Annotated in this window: 9 protein-coding genes, 5 tRNA genes, 3 rRNA genes and 1 pseudogene; 14 read left to right on the forward strand and 4 right to left on the reverse strand. The window is 51.1% G+C overall.

Annotated elements, in window-relative coordinates:
- On the forward strand, nt 1-993 hold the full coding sequence (rbsR, locus tag LA337_23660; GenBank protein UBI16105.1) for a ribose operon transcriptional repressor RbsR: 993 nt from the start codon (nt 1-3) through the stop codon (nt 991-993).
- On the opposite strand, the gene mdtD is transcribed toward rbsR, so the two are convergent.
- Both mdtD and LA337_23670 read right to left on the reverse strand, forming a co-directional pair.
- Nucleotides 959-2,386, reverse strand: a complete 1,428-nt coding sequence (gene mdtD, locus LA337_23665; protein UBI16106.1) for a multidrug transporter subunit MdtD — start codon at nt 2,384-2,386, stop codon at nt 959-961. The two genes, rbsR and mdtD, sit on opposite strands and share 35 nt — an antisense overlap.
- A 1-nt stretch (nt 2,387) precedes the next feature.
- On the reverse strand, nt 2,388-3,092 hold the full coding sequence (locus tag LA337_23670) for a FadR family transcriptional regulator (protein ID UBI16107.1): 705 nt from the start codon (nt 3,090-3,092) through the stop codon (nt 2,388-2,390).
- Nucleotides 3,093-3,571: 479 nt separating this feature from the next.
- On the opposite strand from LA337_23670, the gene LA337_23675 reads away from it, so the two are divergent.
- The 6 genes from LA337_23675 (at nt 3,572) to birA (ending at nt 10,829) form a co-directional block, all read left to right on the forward strand.
- Nucleotides 3,572-5,113 (forward strand): 16S ribosomal RNA (locus tag LA337_23675).
- A gap of 84 nt (nt 5,114-5,197) precedes the next feature.
- Nucleotides 5,198-5,273 (forward strand) — tRNA-Glu (locus tag LA337_23680).
- A 211-nt stretch (nt 5,274-5,484) separates the two neighbouring features.
- Nucleotides 5,485-8,392 (forward strand): 23S ribosomal RNA (locus tag LA337_23685).
- Nucleotides 8,393-8,591: 199 nt separating this feature from the next.
- Nucleotides 8,592-8,707 (forward strand): 5S ribosomal RNA (gene rrf, locus LA337_23690).
- Together the 16S, 23S and 5S rRNA genes with 1 tRNA gene alongside form the textbook arrangement of a ribosomal RNA operon.
- Nucleotides 8,708-8,841: 134 nt before the next feature.
- On the forward strand, nt 8,842-9,870 hold the full coding sequence (gene murB, locus LA337_23695; GenBank protein ID UBI16108.1) for a UDP-N-acetylmuramate dehydrogenase: 1,029 nt from the start codon (nt 8,842-8,844) through the stop codon (nt 9,868-9,870).
- Nucleotides 9,867-10,829: a bifunctional biotin--[acetyl-CoA-carboxylase] ligase/biotin operon repressor BirA gene (gene birA, locus LA337_23700; protein ID UBI16109.1), complete on the forward strand. Its 963-nt coding sequence runs from the start codon at nt 9,867-9,869 to the stop codon at nt 10,827-10,829. The genes murB and birA overlap by 4 nt, the downstream gene beginning before the upstream one ends.
- 32 nt (nt 10,830-10,861) lie before the next feature.
- Here birA and coaA read toward each other — a convergent pair whose 3' ends face one another.
- Together coaA and LA337_23710 are read right to left on the reverse strand one after the other, a co-directional pair.
- On the reverse strand, nt 10,862-11,812 hold the full coding sequence (coaA, locus tag LA337_23705) for a type I pantothenate kinase (protein ID UBI18546.1): 951 nt from the start codon (nt 11,810-11,812) through the stop codon (nt 10,862-10,864).
- Nucleotides 11,813-12,114: 302 nt separating this feature from the next.
- Nucleotides 12,115-12,183, reverse strand: a pseudogene (locus tag LA337_23710) (hypothetical protein).
- A gap of 19 nt (nt 12,184-12,202) precedes the next feature.
- On the opposite strand from LA337_23710, the gene LA337_23715 reads away from it, so the two are divergent.
- The 7 genes from LA337_23715 to nusG all read left to right on the forward strand — a co-directional run bounded on the left by LA337_23715 (nt 12,203) and on the right by nusG (nt 15,105).
- A tRNA-Thr gene (locus LA337_23715) sits at nt 12,203-12,278 on the forward strand.
- Between the two features lie 8 nt (nt 12,279-12,286).
- Nucleotides 12,287-12,371: transfer RNA gene (locus LA337_23720), tRNA-Tyr, on the forward strand.
- A 114-nt stretch (nt 12,372-12,485) separates the two neighbouring features.
- Nucleotides 12,486-12,560, forward strand: a tRNA-Gly gene (locus tag LA337_23725).
- Nucleotides 12,561-12,565: 5 nt separating this feature from the next.
- Nucleotides 12,566-12,641, forward strand: a tRNA-Thr gene (locus tag LA337_23730).
- Between the two features lie 118 nt (nt 12,642-12,759).
- Nucleotides 12,760-13,944: an elongation factor Tu gene (gene tuf, locus LA337_23735; GenBank protein ID UBI16110.1), complete on the forward strand. Its 1,185-nt coding sequence runs from the start codon at nt 12,760-12,762 to the stop codon at nt 13,942-13,944.
- A 230-nt stretch (nt 13,945-14,174) separates the two neighbouring features.
- A complete protein-coding gene (secE, locus tag LA337_23740) occupies nt 14,175-14,558 on the forward strand; it encodes a preprotein translocase subunit SecE (GenBank protein UBI16111.1) in 384 nt (127 codons plus the stop codon).
- 1 nt (nt 14,559) lies between these two features.
- Entirely contained in the window at nt 14,560-15,105 is a 546-nt protein-coding gene (gene nusG / locus LA337_23745; protein UBI16112.1) for a transcription termination/antitermination protein NusG, read from the forward strand.
- Nucleotides 15,106-15,248: the final 143 nt, after the last annotated feature.

Genomic DNA, 15,248 nt, shown 5'->3' on the forward strand with positions numbered 1-15,248 from the left:
TTGGCTACAATGAAGGATGTCGCCCGCCTGGCGGGTGTTTCCACGTCGACGGTTTCTCACGTCATTAATAAAGATCGCTTTGTCAGTGAGTCTGTCACAGACAAAGTGCAAGCGGCGATTAAAGAGCTTAACTATGCCCCCTCCGCGCTGGCGCGTAGTCTCAAGTTAAACCAGACCCGCACTATTGGCATGTTAATCACTGCCAGTACCAATCCCTTCTATTCTGAGCTGGTGCGCGGCGTTGAACGTAGCTGTTTTGAGCGCGGTTACAGCCTGGTGCTGTGCAATACCGAAGGCGATGAACAGCGCATGAACCGTAATCTGGAAACGCTGATGCAAAAACGCGTGGACGGTTTGCTGCTGCTCTGTACGGAAACACATCAGCCTTCCAGAGAGATAATGCAGCGTTATCCTTCTATACCAACCGTGATGATGGACTGGTCGCCTTTTGATGGTGAAAGCGATCTGATTCAGGATAACTCCCTGCTGGGCGGGGATTTAGCCACGCAACATCTTATCGAAAAAGGTTTTACGCGCATTGCCTGCATTACCGGGCCGCTGGATAAAACTCCGGCGCGTTTACGTCTGGAAGGATATCGGGCGGCCATGAAGCGGGCGGGCTTGCCTGTCCCGGAAGGCTACGAGATTACCGGTGACTTTGAGTTCGGCGGCGGCTTTGAAGCTATGCAAACGTTGCTATCGCATAAACAGCGACCGCAGGCCGTTTTTACCGGCAATGATGCAATGGCGGTCGGCGCGTATCAGGCTCTGTACCAGTCGGGATTGCGTATTCCGCAGGATATGGCGGTGGTGGGTTATGACGATATCGAGCTGGCGCGCTATATGACGCCACCCCTGACGACCATTCACCAACCAAAAGATGAACTGGGCGAACTGGCCATCGATGTGTTAATTCATCGGATGGCGCAGCCCGCATTGCAGCAGCAGCGCCTGCAACTTACTCCTGTTTTGATGGAGCGGGGGTCGGTTTAGGCTTATGTCGCTCTTTAATCAGGTTGCGTCCATCTTTGGCTTTTAGCAGCATGAACATCAGCGCAGACACTACCGTGATAGCGCCCATCGTTATAAAGGTGTAGTGGAACTGCTCGACCGTATTGGTTCCTTCCATACCTTCATAGATTCGCAGAACGGCGGCGCTGATGGCGACCCCTAAACTGATTGATAACTGCTGAGTGACAGCCAGCACGCTGTTGCCGCTACTGGCGTTTTCATCGGTCAGATCCGCTAAAGTGATAGTATTCATTGAGGTAAACTGGGTGGACATCGCCATACCTAAAATGAACAACGGTAGGATCAGCATCCAGACCGGCATGGCGGGAGATTGCAGCGCGAACTGCGCAATCATCAGGCCGATAAACACCGTAACGCCGACCAGTGTGGTCCTGTAGCCGAGCCGGCGCAGTACCTGCGTCACCATTGATTTCGCCAGTATTGATCCCAGTGCCGTTGGCGCCATCATGCAACCGGCTATCAGCGCCGGGTAACCAAAGCCTACCTGCAACATCAGCGGCATTAAGAAAGGCACGCACCCTGTACCCAGACGAGTGGCGAGGTTTCCGGCGATCCCGACAGAAAAGGTTCGGGTTTTAAATATAGGAAGCGATATCAGCGGCGTTGGGTGACGACGCGCATGGCGAATGTAGGCAAGCAGTAACAAAATGCTGGCAAGGATAATACTGAGCGCTATCCAGGTTGCGACAAGCTTCTCACCGAAAAGCTCTACCCCGCTGGAAAACAACACCAGGCTCAAACCAAACAGAAAGAAACCGGTCATATCAAAACTGCGGCGCGGCGTGGTGAAGTTCGGCATATATTTGCGTGCATAGAAGATACCTGCCACGCCAATTGGAATATTAATCAGGAATATCCAGTGCCAGCTAGCCCATGTGACCAGTACACCGCCCAATACCGGACCTAAAATCGGCCCTACAAGTCCAGGCATGGTTACGAAGTTAAGCACGGGAAGCAGTTCGCTGCGGGGGTAAGCTCGCAATAATGCCAGACGGGCAACGGGCATCATCATGGCGCCGCCGATGCCCTGAATGATGCGGAAAATCACCAGTTCGCTTAGGGAGCTGGACAGCGCACAGGCCAGCGATCCCAATGTAAACAGGCTAACGGCAATCATAAAGACGCGCCGGGTGCCGAACCTGTCTGCCAGCCATCCACTCACCGGGATAAGCATGGCGACCGTCAGGGTGTAGCTGATAATGGCCGACTGCATGGCGAGCGGAGAGCGGTTAAGACTATGTGCTATTGCGGGTAAGGCGGTATTGAGGATTGTGGCGTCTAGTGCCTGCATAAAAAAGGCCATGGCTGCTATCCACGGCAGCCCGGCCATACTGCGTGATTTCTTTTCTGACATATTATTTATCCGGTAGCACGTTTGGTGCTATCAGCAATGCCTGACAGGCAGTGAAGGCGCGATCGCCATCGCTATCATCAATTGCATCAACAATGGCCTGGTGCAGATCCAGTTTAACCACGTCGTTATAGGTAATAGAAGTAAAGTAGGTCTGGTAAACGGAATGAAACAGTGATGCAAAGGATATAAGGAACGGATTCGCACTCATTTCATAGATGTGTTCATGCCATGCAATATCAACTTCAATCCAGCGCTCGCGTCTGAAGTTTCTTTTCAGCTCGACCATCTCTTCCATCAGCGTGTTGAGATGCGCTTTCTGTTCTGCCGTGCCTATGGTCGCCGCCAGTGAACACGCCTGAGGCTCCAGGCTGATACGCATCACCAGAAAATGTTTAATGACCTGTGGGAAATTATCTTCCGTCATCCACCAGGTGAGCAGTTCCTGATCGAGGAAGTTCCAGTTTGCTTGCGGCATGACGCGTGTACCAATACGCGGGCGCGGTAATACCATACCTTTTGCCGTTAACGTTTTTACCGCTTCTCTTACCGCAGTGCGACTCACGCCAAACTGATCGCCCAGCTCTATTTCGCCAGGCAATATCGCGCCTGGTGCGTATTCACCTTTTAATATTCGCTGAGCCAGCTTTTCGGCCAGAACGTAGGACAGGTTTTTCTGTGCGGCTAGCTGTTGGGCATTTAACGGCATGAATGTTCTTCCTTACTTATTTTCTTATTCATTAGTATGCCACCAGGAAATGTGATTGCGGCTGCAAAAACGGCAATTTGCTTATTTTATGGCATGTTAATGATGGTTTTGATGAAAAAACACGCACTCGGAAAGTTATTTTAAATTTCCCCTTGTCAGCCTGAAATAACTCCCTATAATGCGCCTCCACTGACACGGAACAACGGATTACAAGCCGCCGGGTCAGCGGGGTTCCACTGAGAACTCCGGCGAAGAAAGCGAAATTAAATGCTTGACTTCGTAGCGGGATGGCGTAATATGCACACCCCGCGCCGCTGAGAAAAAGCGAAGCGGCACTGCTCTTTAACAATTTATCAGACAATCTGTGTGGGCACTCGAAGATACGGATTCTTAACGTCGCAAGACGAAAAATGAATACCAAGTCTCTTGAGTGAACATACGTAATTCATTACGAAGTTTAATTCACGAGCATCAAACTTAAATTGAAGAGTTTGATCATGGCTCAGATTGAACGCTGGCGGCAGGCCTAACACATGCAAGTCGAACGGTAGCACAGAGGAGCTTGCTCCTTGGGTGACGAGTGGCGGACGGGTGAGTAATGTCTGGGAAATTGCCCGATGGAGGGGGATAACTACTGGAAACGGTAGCTAATACCGCATAACGTCGCAAGACCAAAGAGGGGGACCTTCGGGCCTCTTGCCATCGGATGTGCCCAGATGGGATTAGCTAGTAGGTGGGGTAACGGCTCACCTAGGCGACGATCCCTAGCTGGTCTGAGAGGATGACCAGCCACACTGGAACTGAGACACGGTCCAGACTCCTACGGGAGGCAGCAGTGGGGAATATTGCACAATGGGCGCAAGCCTGATGCAGCCATGCCGCGTGTATGAAGAAGGCCTTCGGGTTGTAAAGTACTTTCAGCGAGGAGGAAGGCATTAAGGTTAATAACCTTGGTGATTGACGTTACTCGCAGAAGAAGCACCGGCTAACTCCGTGCCAGCAGCCGCGGTAATACGGAGGGTGCAAGCGTTAATCGGAATTACTGGGCGTAAAGCGCACGCAGGCGGTCTGTCAAGTCGGATGTGAAATCCCCGGGCTCAACCTGGGAACTGCATCCGAAACTGGCAGGCTAGAGTCTTGTAGAGGGGGGTAGAATTCCAGGTGTAGCGGTGAAATGCGTAGAGATCTGGAGGAATACCGGTGGCGAAGGCGGCCCCCTGGACAAAGACTGACGCTCAGGTGCGAAAGCGTGGGGAGCAAACAGGATTAGATACCCTGGTAGTCCACGCCGTAAACGATGTCGACTTGGAGGTTGTGCCCTTGAGGCGTGGCTTCCGGAGCTAACGCGTTAAGTCGACCGCCTGGGGAGTACGGCCGCAAGGTTAAAACTCAAATGAATTGACGGGGGCCCGCACAAGCGGTGGAGCATGTGGTTTAATTCGATGCAACGCGAAGAACCTTACCTACTCTTGACATCCAGAGAACTTAGCAGAGATGCTTTGGTGCCTTCGGGAACTCTGAGACAGGTGCTGCATGGCTGTCGTCAGCTCGTGTTGTGAAATGTTGGGTTAAGTCCCGCAACGAGCGCAACCCTTATCCTTTGTTGCCAGCGATTCGGTCGGGAACTCAAAGGAGACTGCCAGTGATAAACTGGAGGAAGGTGGGGATGACGTCAAGTCATCATGGCCCTTACGAGTAGGGCTACACACGTGCTACAATGGCATATACAAAGAGAAGCGACCTCGCGAGAGCAAGCGGACCTCATAAAGTATGTCGTAGTCCGGATTGGAGTCTGCAACTCGACTCCATGAAGTCGGAATCGCTAGTAATCGTGGATCAGAATGCCACGGTGAATACGTTCCCGGGCCTTGTACACACCGCCCGTCACACCATGGGAGTGGGTTGCAAAAGAAGTAGGTAGCTTAACCTTCGGGAGGGCGCTTACCACTTTGTGATTCATGACTGGGGTGAAGTCGTAACAAGGTAACCGTAGGGGAACCTGCGGTTGGATCACCTCCTTACCTTAAAGAAACGTTCTTTGAAGTGCTCACACAGATTGTCTGATGAAAAGTAAATAGCAAGGCGTCTTGCGATTGAGACTTCACGTCCCCTTCGTCTAGAGGCCCAGGACACCGCCCTTTCACGGCGGTAACAGGGGTTCGAATCCCCTAGGGGACGCCACTTGCTGGTATGTGTGAGTGAAAGTCGCCGACCTTAATATCTCAAAACTGACTTCCGAGTCATGTTTGAGATATTTGCTCTTTAAAAATCTGGATCAAGCTGAAAATTGAAACGACACACTGTTTCATTTCTCCGTAATAAGAAATGAAAAATGGTGTGTTCGAGTCTCTCAAATTTTCGCAATCAGAAGTGAAACATCTTCGGGTTGTGAGGTTAAGCGACTAAGCGTACACGGTGGATGCCCTGGCAGTCAGAGGCGATGAAGGACGTGCTAATCTGCGATAAGCGTCGGTAAGGTGATATGAACCGTTATAACCGGCGATTTCCGAATGGGGAAACCCAGTGTGATCCGTCACACTATCATTACGTGAATACATAGCGTAATGAAGCGAACCGGGGGAACTGAAACATCTAAGTACCCCGAGGAAAAGAAATCAACCGAGATTCCCCCAGTAGCGGCGAGCGAACGGGGAGCAGCCCAGAGTCTGAATCAGCATGTGTGTTAGTGGAACGGTCTGGAAAGTCCGGCGATACAGGGTGATAGCCCCGTACACAAAAGTGCATGTGTTGTGAACTCGAAGAGTAGGGCGGGACACGTGGTATCCTGTCTGAATATGGGGGGACCATCCTCCAAGGCTAAATACTCCTGACTGACCGATAGTGAACCAGTACCGTGAGGGAAAGGCGAAAAGAACCCCGGCGAGGGGAGTGAAAAAGAACCTGAAACCGTGTACGTACAAGCAGTGGGAGCACCCTTTGGGGTGTGACTGCGTACCTTTTGTATAATGGGTCAGCGACTTATATTCTGTAGCAAGGTTAACCGTATAGGGGAGCCGAAGGGAAACCGAGTCTTAACTGGGCGTTAAGTTGCAGGGTATAGACCCGAAACCCGGTGATCTAGCCATGGGCAGGTTGAAGGTTGGGTAACACTAACTGGAGGACCGAACCGACTAATGTTGAAAAATTAGCGGATGACTTGTGGCTGGGGGTGAAAGGCCAATCAAACCGGGAGATAGCTGGTTCTCCCCGAAAGCTATTTAGGTAGCGCCTCGTGAACTCATCTTCGGGGGTAGAGCACTGTTTCGGCTAGGGGGTCATCCCGACTTACCAACCCGATGCAAACTGCGAATACCGAAGAATGTTATCACGGGAGACACACGGCGGGTGCTAACGTCCGTCGTGAAGAGGGAAACAACCCAGACCGCCAGCTAAGGTCCCAAAGTCATGGTTAAGTGGGAAACGATGTGGGAAGGCACAGACAGCCAGGATGTTGGCTTAGAAGCAGCCATCATTTAAAGAAAGCGTAATAGCTCACTGGTCGAGTCGGCCTGCGCGGAAGATGTAACGGGGCTAAACCATGCACCGAAGCTGCGGCAGCGACGCTTATGCGTTGTTGGGTAGGGGAGCGTTCTGTAAGCCGTTGAAGGTGTGCTGTGAGGCATGCTGGAGGTATCAGAAGTGCGAATGCTGACATAAGTAACGATAATGCGGGTGAAAAACCCGCACGCCGGAAGACCAAGGGTTCCTGTCCAACGTTAATCGGGGCAGGGTGAGTCGACCCCTAAGGCGAGGCCGAAAGGCGTAGTCGATGGGAAACAGGTTAATATTCCTGTACTTGGTGTTACTGCGAAGGGGGGACGGAGAAGGCTATGTTAGCCGGGCGACGGTTGTCCCGGTTTAAGCATGTAGGCGGGTGTTTTAGGTAAATCCGGAACACTGTTAACGCTGAGGTGTGATGACGAGGCACTACGGTGCTGAAGTAACAAATGCCCTGCTTCCAGGAAAAGCCTCTAAGCATCAGGTAACACAAAATCGTACCCCAAACCGACACAGGTGGTCAGGTAGAGAATACCAAGGCGCTTGAGAGAACTCGGGTGAAGGAACTAGGCAAAATGGTGCCGTAACTTCGGGAGAAGGCACGCTGATGGTAGGTGAAGTGACTTGCTCATGGAGCTGAAATCAGTCGAAGATACCAGCTGGCTGCAACTGTTTATTAAAAACACAGCACTGTGCAAACACGAAAGTGGACGTATACGGTGTGACGCCTGCCCGGTGCCGGAAGGTTAATTGATGGGGTTATCCGTAAGGAGAAGCTCTTGATCGAAGCCCCGGTAAACGGCGGCCGTAACTATAACGGTCCTAAGGTAGCGAAATTCCTTGTCGGGTAAGTTCCGACCTGCACGAATGGCGTAATGATGGCCAGGCTGTCTCCACCCGAGACTCAGTGAAATTGAACTCGCTGTGAAGATGCAGTGTACCCGCGGCAAGACGGAAAGACCCCGTGAACCTTTACTATAGCTTGACACTGAACACTGGTCCTTGATGTGTAGGATAGGTGGGAGGCTTTGAAGCGTGGACGCCAGTCTGCGTGGAGCCAACCTTGAAATACCACCCTTTAATGGCTGGTGTTCTAACGTAGACCCGTAATCCGGGTTGCGGACAGTGTCTGGTGGGTAGTTTGACTGGGGCGGTCTCCTCCTAAAGAGTAACGGAGGAGCACGAAGGTTAGCTAATCCTGGTCGGACATCAGGAGGTTAGTGCAAAGGCATAAGCTAGCTTGACTGCGAGAGTGACGGCTCGAGCAGGTGCGAAAGCAGGTCTTAGTGATCCGGTGGTTCTGAATGGAAGGGCCATCGCTCAACGGATAAAAGGTACTCCGGGGATAACAGGCTGATACCGCCCAAGAGTTCATATCGACGGCGGTGTTTGGCACCTCGATGTCGGCTCATCACATCCTGGGGCTGAAGTAGGTCCCAAGGGTATGGCTGTTCGCCATTTAAAGTGGTACGCGAGCTGGGTTTAGAACGTCGTGAGACAGTTCGGTCCCTATCTGCCGTGGGCGCTGGAGAATTGAGGGGGGCTGCTCCTAGTACGAGAGGACCGGAGTGGACGCATCACTGGTGTTCGGGTTGTCATGCCAATGGCATTGCCCGGTAGCTAAATGCGGAAGAGATAAGTGCTGAAAGCATCTAAGCACGAAACTTGCCCCGAGATGAGTTCTCCCTGAGACTATAAGTCTCCTGAAGGAACGTTAAAGACTATGACGTTGATAGGTCGGGTGTGTAAGTGTAGCGATACATTGAGCTAACCGATACTAATGAACCGTGAGGCTTAACCTTACAACGCCGAAGATGTTTTGGCGGATTTGAGAAGATTTTCAGCTTAGATTACAGATTAGTAAGTCCGAAGGATTTTGCGCTGAGACAAGGCGGCAAGTGAAGCGACGAAAGGAGCATACATTGGTATGTGACTGACGTTCGCAAGTGCAGCCAACGCAGTATCAGCCCAAAAGACACAGGACAGAGCACAAAGAATTTGCCTGGCGGCTGTAGCGCGGTGGTCCCACCTGACCCCATGCCGAACTCAGAAGTGAAACGCCGTAGCGCCGATGGTAGTGTGGGGTCTCCCCATGCGAGAGTAGGGAACTGCCAGGCATCAAATAAAAGCGAAAGGCCCGGTCGAAAGACCGGGCCTTTTGTTTTATCTGTGGTTCCTGAGCCTCCATAACACAAGCCATCCTGCGGCATATGCGGTAAACTAAGCGCGATTTTGCATCAGGAAAGCGTCTATGAATCACTCCCTTAAAGCCTGGAATACCTTCGGCATCGATCAACAAGCCAACGAACTTGTCTGCGCCGAAAATGAGCAACAATTATTGAATGCCTGGCAATCAGCCAAGGCATCACATCATCCAGTACTGATCCTGGGCGAGGGGAGTAACGTCCTGTTTCTTGATACCTTCCATGGAACGGTGATCGTCAACCGTATCAAGGGGATAGAGATTACTGAACAACCTGATGCGTGGCATTTACACGTAGGCGCGGGTGAAAACTGGCATCAGTTGGTGCGCTATACGTTGGAACACAACATGCCTGGCCTGGAAAATTTGGCGCTTATCCCCGGCTGCGTGGGTTCATCGCCAATCCAGAATATTGGTGCCTATGGCGTAGAGCTGCAGCGCGTCTGTGAATACGTAGACTGCGTAGAGCTTTCGACCGGCAAACATCTGCGCGTTAACGCTGCAGAATGTCGATTTGGTTACCGTGACAGCATCTTCAAGCATGAGTACCAGGATCGTTTCGCTATTGTCGCCGTTGGTCTGCGCTTGCCTAAACAGTGGCAGCCTGTTTTGACTTACGGTGACCTGACGCGTCTGGATCCTGCCACCGTGACACCTCAGCAGGTTTTTGACTCTGTTTGCCATATGCGCACGACAAAGCTGCCCGATCCAAAAGTGAACGGTAATGCAGGAAGCTTCTTTAAAAACCCGGTTGTCACCGCAGATATTGCGCAGGAGCTCCTGGCAAAATTCCCTACAGCGCCTCATTACCCGCAGGCCGATGGTTCTGTGAAACTGGCAGCTGGCTGGCTTATCGATCAGTGCCAGCTAAAAGGTATGCGCATTGGTGGCGCAGCGGTACATCAGCAGCAGGCACTCGTGCTGATCAATGCAGAGCATGCGACGAGTCAGGATGTGGTGCAACTTGCACATCACGTACGCCAAAAAGTCGGTGAGAAATTCAATGTCTGGCTCGAGCCAGAAGTCCGGTTTATTGGTCCGCAGGGTGAAGTGAATGCCGTGGAGATCGTTGCATGAAGGATAATACCGTCCCCCTGACGCTTATTTCATTATTGGCCGATGGCGAATTTCACTCCGGTGAGCAACTCGGCGAAAAGCTGGGAATGAGCCGTGCGGCAATTAATAAACATGTCCAGACGCTACGTGACTGGGGGGTTGATGTCTTTACGGTCCCTGGTAAAGGATACAGCTTACCTGAGCCTATCCAGCTTTTAGATTCATCGCGTATTTATTCTCAACTGGATGGCGGGAATATAACGGTCCTGCCAGTTATCGATTCAACCAATCAGTACCTGATGGACCGAATTGGTCAACTGCAGTCAGGGGATGCCTGCGTCGCTGAGTATCAGCATGCAGGTCGTGGTCGTCGTGGACGTAAATGGTTTTCTCCCTTTGGCGCCAATCTGTACCTTTCAATGTTCTGGCGACTGGAACAAGGACCGGCAGCCGCGATTGGCCTGAGCCTGGTGATTGGTATTGTCATGGCTGAGGTTTTGCGCGATCTGGGTGCGGATAAAGTCCGTGTAAAATGGCCCAACGATCTCTATTTACTCGACCGTAAACTGGCAGGGATTCTGGTTGAACTCACTGGTAAGACAGGCGATGCCGCGCAAATTGTTATTGGCGCGGGTATTAATATGTCTATGCGTCGGGTTGAAGAGAATGTGGTTAATCAAGGCTGGATTAACCTGCAGGAAGCGGGTATTAACATTGACCGCAATACTCTGGCTGCCCGGTTGATCCGCGAGCTGCGCGCTGCCCTGATACTGTTTGAGCATGAGGGCCTGGCGCCGTATCTGTCCCGCTGGAAGAAGCTGGACAACTTTATCGACCGTCCGGTAAAACTCATTATTGGCGATAAAGAAATATTTGGTATATCTCGTGGAATAGATGCGCAAGGCGCATTACTACTTGAACAAAATGGCGTGATAAAACCCTGGATGGGTGGGGAAATATCGCTGAGAAGTGCTGAATAATAAGAAGGGGAGCTGAGGCTCCCCTTTTTTATTTATTTACGCAGCCTGACTTGCTCAACGGCATGATTGGCGCTTTTGGTCATAATCAAGCTGGCTCTTTCACGCGTCGGTAAAATATTCTGCTTTAAATTCAGCCAGTTAATTTCTTTCCAAAGCGATGTGGCGGTGTTGATTGCCTCGTCTTCCGACAATTTCGCATAGTTATGGAAATAAGAGTCTGGGTTGGTAAATGCCCCTTCGCGGAATTTCAGGAAGCGGTTGATATACCACGTCTGGAGTAATTCTTCTGGCGCATCAACATAAATAGAAAAGTCGACAAAGTCAGAAACAAATACATGATGTGGATCGTGAGGATAGTCCATCCCGCTTTGTAATACATTGAGCCCTTCGAGGATTAATATGTCGGGCTGGGCAACGGTTTTGTCACCGTCAGGGATCACATCATAGATCAAATGAGAATAGACCGGCGCCGTAACGTTGGGGACGCCAGACTTCAGATCGGAAACGAATTTAACCAGACGGTGCATATCATAGGACTGAGGGAAGCCTTTCTTCTTCATGAGCCCACGTTCTTTCAATACCTGGTTCGGATGAAGAAAACCATCGGTAGTAATCAGCTCAACCTTACGATGCTCGGGCCAGCGACTCAGCAGCGCCTGCAATACACGCGCAGTTGTACTTTTGCCGACAGCGACGCTACCAGCAATGCTAATAATATAAGGAATACGTTCGCCGTTGGTGCCTAAAAATTGTTCCAGCACAGCCTGACGTCGCAGGTTCGAACTGATGTAAAAATTTAGCAAACGCGATAGAGGCAAATAAATCTCGGCAACTTCTTCCAGCGATAAGTCTTCGTTAATGCCTTTCAGACGAGCAATCTCTTCCTCGGTCAGGGTCATCGGCACGGAATCACGAAGCGCAGCCCACTGGTTGCGATCAAACTGTAGGTAAGGCGACGTTAACGCTTGCTCTTTTATACTCATACGCATGGTCTGGCTGTCATTGCTATATCAGGTCTGCGGTAAAAAACGAAATCATCCCCGGTACGCAATGGCACGCACATTTCAGTTAATTTGGACAATGGGCAGGAGGGTAACACCAGATGGGAGGGAATAATAAGAAAAAATCTTCCCCTGAAACGCAATGTGACGGCTATTCCAGATGTATAAAGATGCACTTTCTCTCTATTGATTACTGCGTGCCGGAGCAAAATGCCCCTCAGGGAACGCGCCTGGCGTTGGAAATTTGTCCAATCTAAAGAGGAAATAGATTATTTATCGGTCGTATAGTGCAAAATGTGAGCGATAGAACATTTTATGCAATTTTTTAGTTGCATGAGTGCGCATGTCTCCATAAAATGCGCGCTACTTGATGCCGACTTAGCTCAGTAGGTAGAGCAACTGACTTGTAATCAGTAGGTCACCAGTTCGATTCCGGTAGTCGGCACCATCAAGTCCGGTGGGGTTCCCGAGCGGCCAAAGGGAGCAGACTGTAAATCTGCCGTCACAGACTTCGAAGGTTCGAATCCTTCCCCCACCACCACTTTCTGGCAGCGTTATCGCCGCCTGAGTTGGTTAAAAAATTAATCAGCTCGAACAGAAAAGAGAGAAATCTCTTTTTTGTTACAGAAAGAACTGGGTAGCCGAGTTTCAGGATGCGGGCATCGTATAATGGCTATTACCTCAGCCTTCCAAGCTGATGATGCGGGTTCGATTCCCGCTGCCCGCTCCAGACGTGCTGATATGGCTCAGTTGGTAGAGCGCACCCTTGGTAAGGGTGAGGTCCCCAGTTCGACTCTGGGTATCAGCACCACTTCACTTCTCCTTCCCGTTTCTCTCTGTTTACTTTTAAAAGCATTCAACAGCTCAGGCATATTGCCTGGTTGATGTGGTGATATCACCGATTTATCCGTGTCTTAGAGGGACAATCGATGTCTAAAGAAAAATTTGAACGTACTAAACCGCACGTTAACGTCGGTACTATCGGCCACGTTGACCATGGTAAAACAACGCTGACCGCTGCAATCACTACCGTACTGGCTAAAACCTACGGCGGTGCTGCTCGCGCATTCGATCAGATCGATAACGCGCCGGAAGAAAAAGCACGTGGTATCACCATCAACACTTCTCACGTTGAATATGACACCCCGACTCGCCACTACGCACACGTAGACTGCCCGGGCCACGCCGACTATGTTAAAAACATGATCACCGGTGCTGCGCAGATGGACGGCGCGATCCTGGTTGTTGCTGCGACTGACGGCCCGATGCCGCAGACTCGTGAGCACATCCTGCTGGGTCGTCAGGTAGGCGTTCCGTACATCATCGTGTTCCTGAACAAATGCGACATGGTTGATGACGAAGAGCTGCTGGAACTGGTAGAAATGGAAGTTCGTGAACTTCTGTCTCAGTACGATTTCCCGGGCGACGACACTCCGATCGTTCGTGGTTCTGCTCTGAAAGCGCTGGAAGGCGACGCAGAGTGGGAAGCGAAAATCATCGAACTGGCTGGCTTCCTGGATTCTTACATCCCAGAACCAGAGCGTGCGATTGACAAGCCGTTCCTGCTGCCTATCGAAGACGTATTCTCCATCTCCGGTCGTGGTACCGTTGTTACCGGTCGTGTAGAGCGCGGTATCATCAAAGTTGGTGAAGAAGTTGAAATCGTTGGTATCAAGGACACTGCTAAGTCTACTTGTACCGGCGTTGAAATGTTCCGCAAACTGCTGGACGAAGGCCGTGCTGGTGAGAACGTTGGTGTTCTGCTGCGTGGTATCAAACGTGAAGAAATCGAACGTGGTCAGGTACTGGCTAAGCCGGGCTCTATCAAGCCGCACACCAAGTTCGAATCTGAAGTGTACATTCTGTCCAAAGACGAAGGCGGCCGTCATACTCCGTTCTTCAAAGGCTACCGTCCGCAGTTCTACTTCCGTACTACTGACGTGACTGGTACCATCGAACTGCCGGAAGGCGTTGAGATGGTAATGCCGGGCGACAACATCAAAATGGTTGTTACCCTGATCCACCCAATCGCGATGGACGACGGTCTGCGTTTCGCAATCCGTGAAGGCGGCCGTACTGTTGGTGCGGGCGTTGTTGCCAAAGTAATGAGCTAATTGCCGAATAACATTTGACGCAATGCGCAATAAAAGGGCATCATTTGATGCCCTTTTTGCACGCTTTCACACCAGAACCTGGCTCATCAGTGATTTTTTTTGTCATAATCATTGCTGAGACAGGCTCTGAAGAGGGCGTTTAGTCCGAAACGCACCAGAGCATTTCGGTTTGGATTGCCTCGCTTACGCGGGGTGAAAATGTTTGTAGAATACTTCTGACAGGTTGGTTTATGAGTGCGAATACCGAAGCTCAAGGAAGCGGGCGCGGCCTGGAAGCGATGAAGTGGGTTGTTGTCGCTGTATTGCTGCTTGTAGCTATCGTTGGCAACTACCTCTATCGTGACATGATGCTGCCGCTGCGTGCGCTGGCCGTAGTGATTCTGATTGCCGCAGCGGGTGGTGTCGCGCTGTTGACAACAAAAGGTAAAGCGACCGTTGCTTTTGCCCGTGAAGCGAGAACCGAAGTCCGTAAGGTCATTTGGCCAACTCGCCAGGAAACATTGCACACCACATTAATTGTGGCTGCGGTTACCGCAGTAATGTCACTGATCCTGTGGGGACTGGATGGTATTCTGGTTCGCCTGGTATCCTTTATCACTGGCCTGAGGTTCTAAGATGTCTGAAGCCCCTAAAAAGCGCTGGTACGTCGTTCAGGCGTTTTCCGGTTTTGAAGGCCGCGTAGCCACGTCGCTGCGCGAATATATCAAGTTACAAAATATGGAAGAGCTGTTTGGCGAAGTCATGGTTCCGACTGAAGAAGTGGTCGAAATCCGTGGTGGCCAGCGTCGCAAGAGCGAACGTAAATTCTTCCCGGGCTATGTACTGGTCCAGATGGTGATGAATGACGCAAGCTGGCACCTGGTGCGTAGCGTGCCGCGTGTGATGGGCTTTATCGGCGGTACTTCTGACCGTCCGGCGCCGATCAGCGACAAAGAAGTTGATGCGATCATGAACCGTCTGCAGCAGGTTGGCGATAAGCCGCGTCCGAAAACGATGTTTGAGCCAGGTGAAATGGTTCGCGTTAGCGACGGTCCGTTCGCTGACTTTAATGGCGTGGTTGAAGAAGTGGACTACGAGAAGTCTCGTCTGAAAGTTTCCGTATCTATCTTCGGTCGTGCGACTCCGGTTGAACTGGACTTCGCTCAGGTTGAAAAAGCCTAATACGCCGATCAAAAAAGCGACGATTTAATCGTTGCACAAGGCGCGAGATTGGAATACAATTTCGCGCCTTTTGTTTTTATGGATCCTGTCCGTAAAACGAATTTAATCACGGGGAGCCTCCTTGAGGCGCTATAACCCAATCA

This window comes from Citrobacter europaeus (assembly GCA_020099315.1).
Lineage (GTDB): Bacteria > Pseudomonadota > Gammaproteobacteria > Enterobacterales > Enterobacteriaceae > Citrobacter > Citrobacter europaeus.

Excerpts from the sequence above, each read along its gene's own strand:
- mdtD (UBI16106.1), bottom strand. The coding sequence starts at position 2,386 with ATGTCAGAAAAGAAATCACGCAGTATGGCCGGGCTGCCGTGGATAGCA.
- LA337_23670 (UBI16107.1), bottom strand. The coding sequence starts at position 3,092 with ATGCCGTTAAATGCCCAACAGCTAGCCGCACAGAAAAACCTGTCCTAC.
- murB (UBI16108.1), top strand. The coding sequence starts at position 8,842 with ATGAATCACTCCCTTAAAGCCTGGAATACCTTCGGCATCGATCAACAA.
- birA (UBI16109.1), top strand. The coding sequence starts at position 9,867 with ATGAAGGATAATACCGTCCCCCTGACGCTTATTTCATTATTGGCCGAT.
- coaA (UBI18546.1), bottom strand. The coding sequence starts at position 11,812 with ATGAGTATAAAAGAGCAAGCGTTAACGTCGCCTTACCTACAGTTTGAT.
- tuf (UBI16110.1), top strand. The coding sequence starts at position 12,760 with ATGTCTAAAGAAAAATTTGAACGTACTAAACCGCACGTTAACGTCGGT.
- secE (UBI16111.1), top strand. The coding sequence starts at position 14,175 with ATGAGTGCGAATACCGAAGCTCAAGGAAGCGGGCGCGGCCTGGAAGCG.
- nusG (UBI16112.1), top strand. The coding sequence starts at position 14,560 with ATGTCTGAAGCCCCTAAAAAGCGCTGGTACGTCGTTCAGGCGTTTTCC.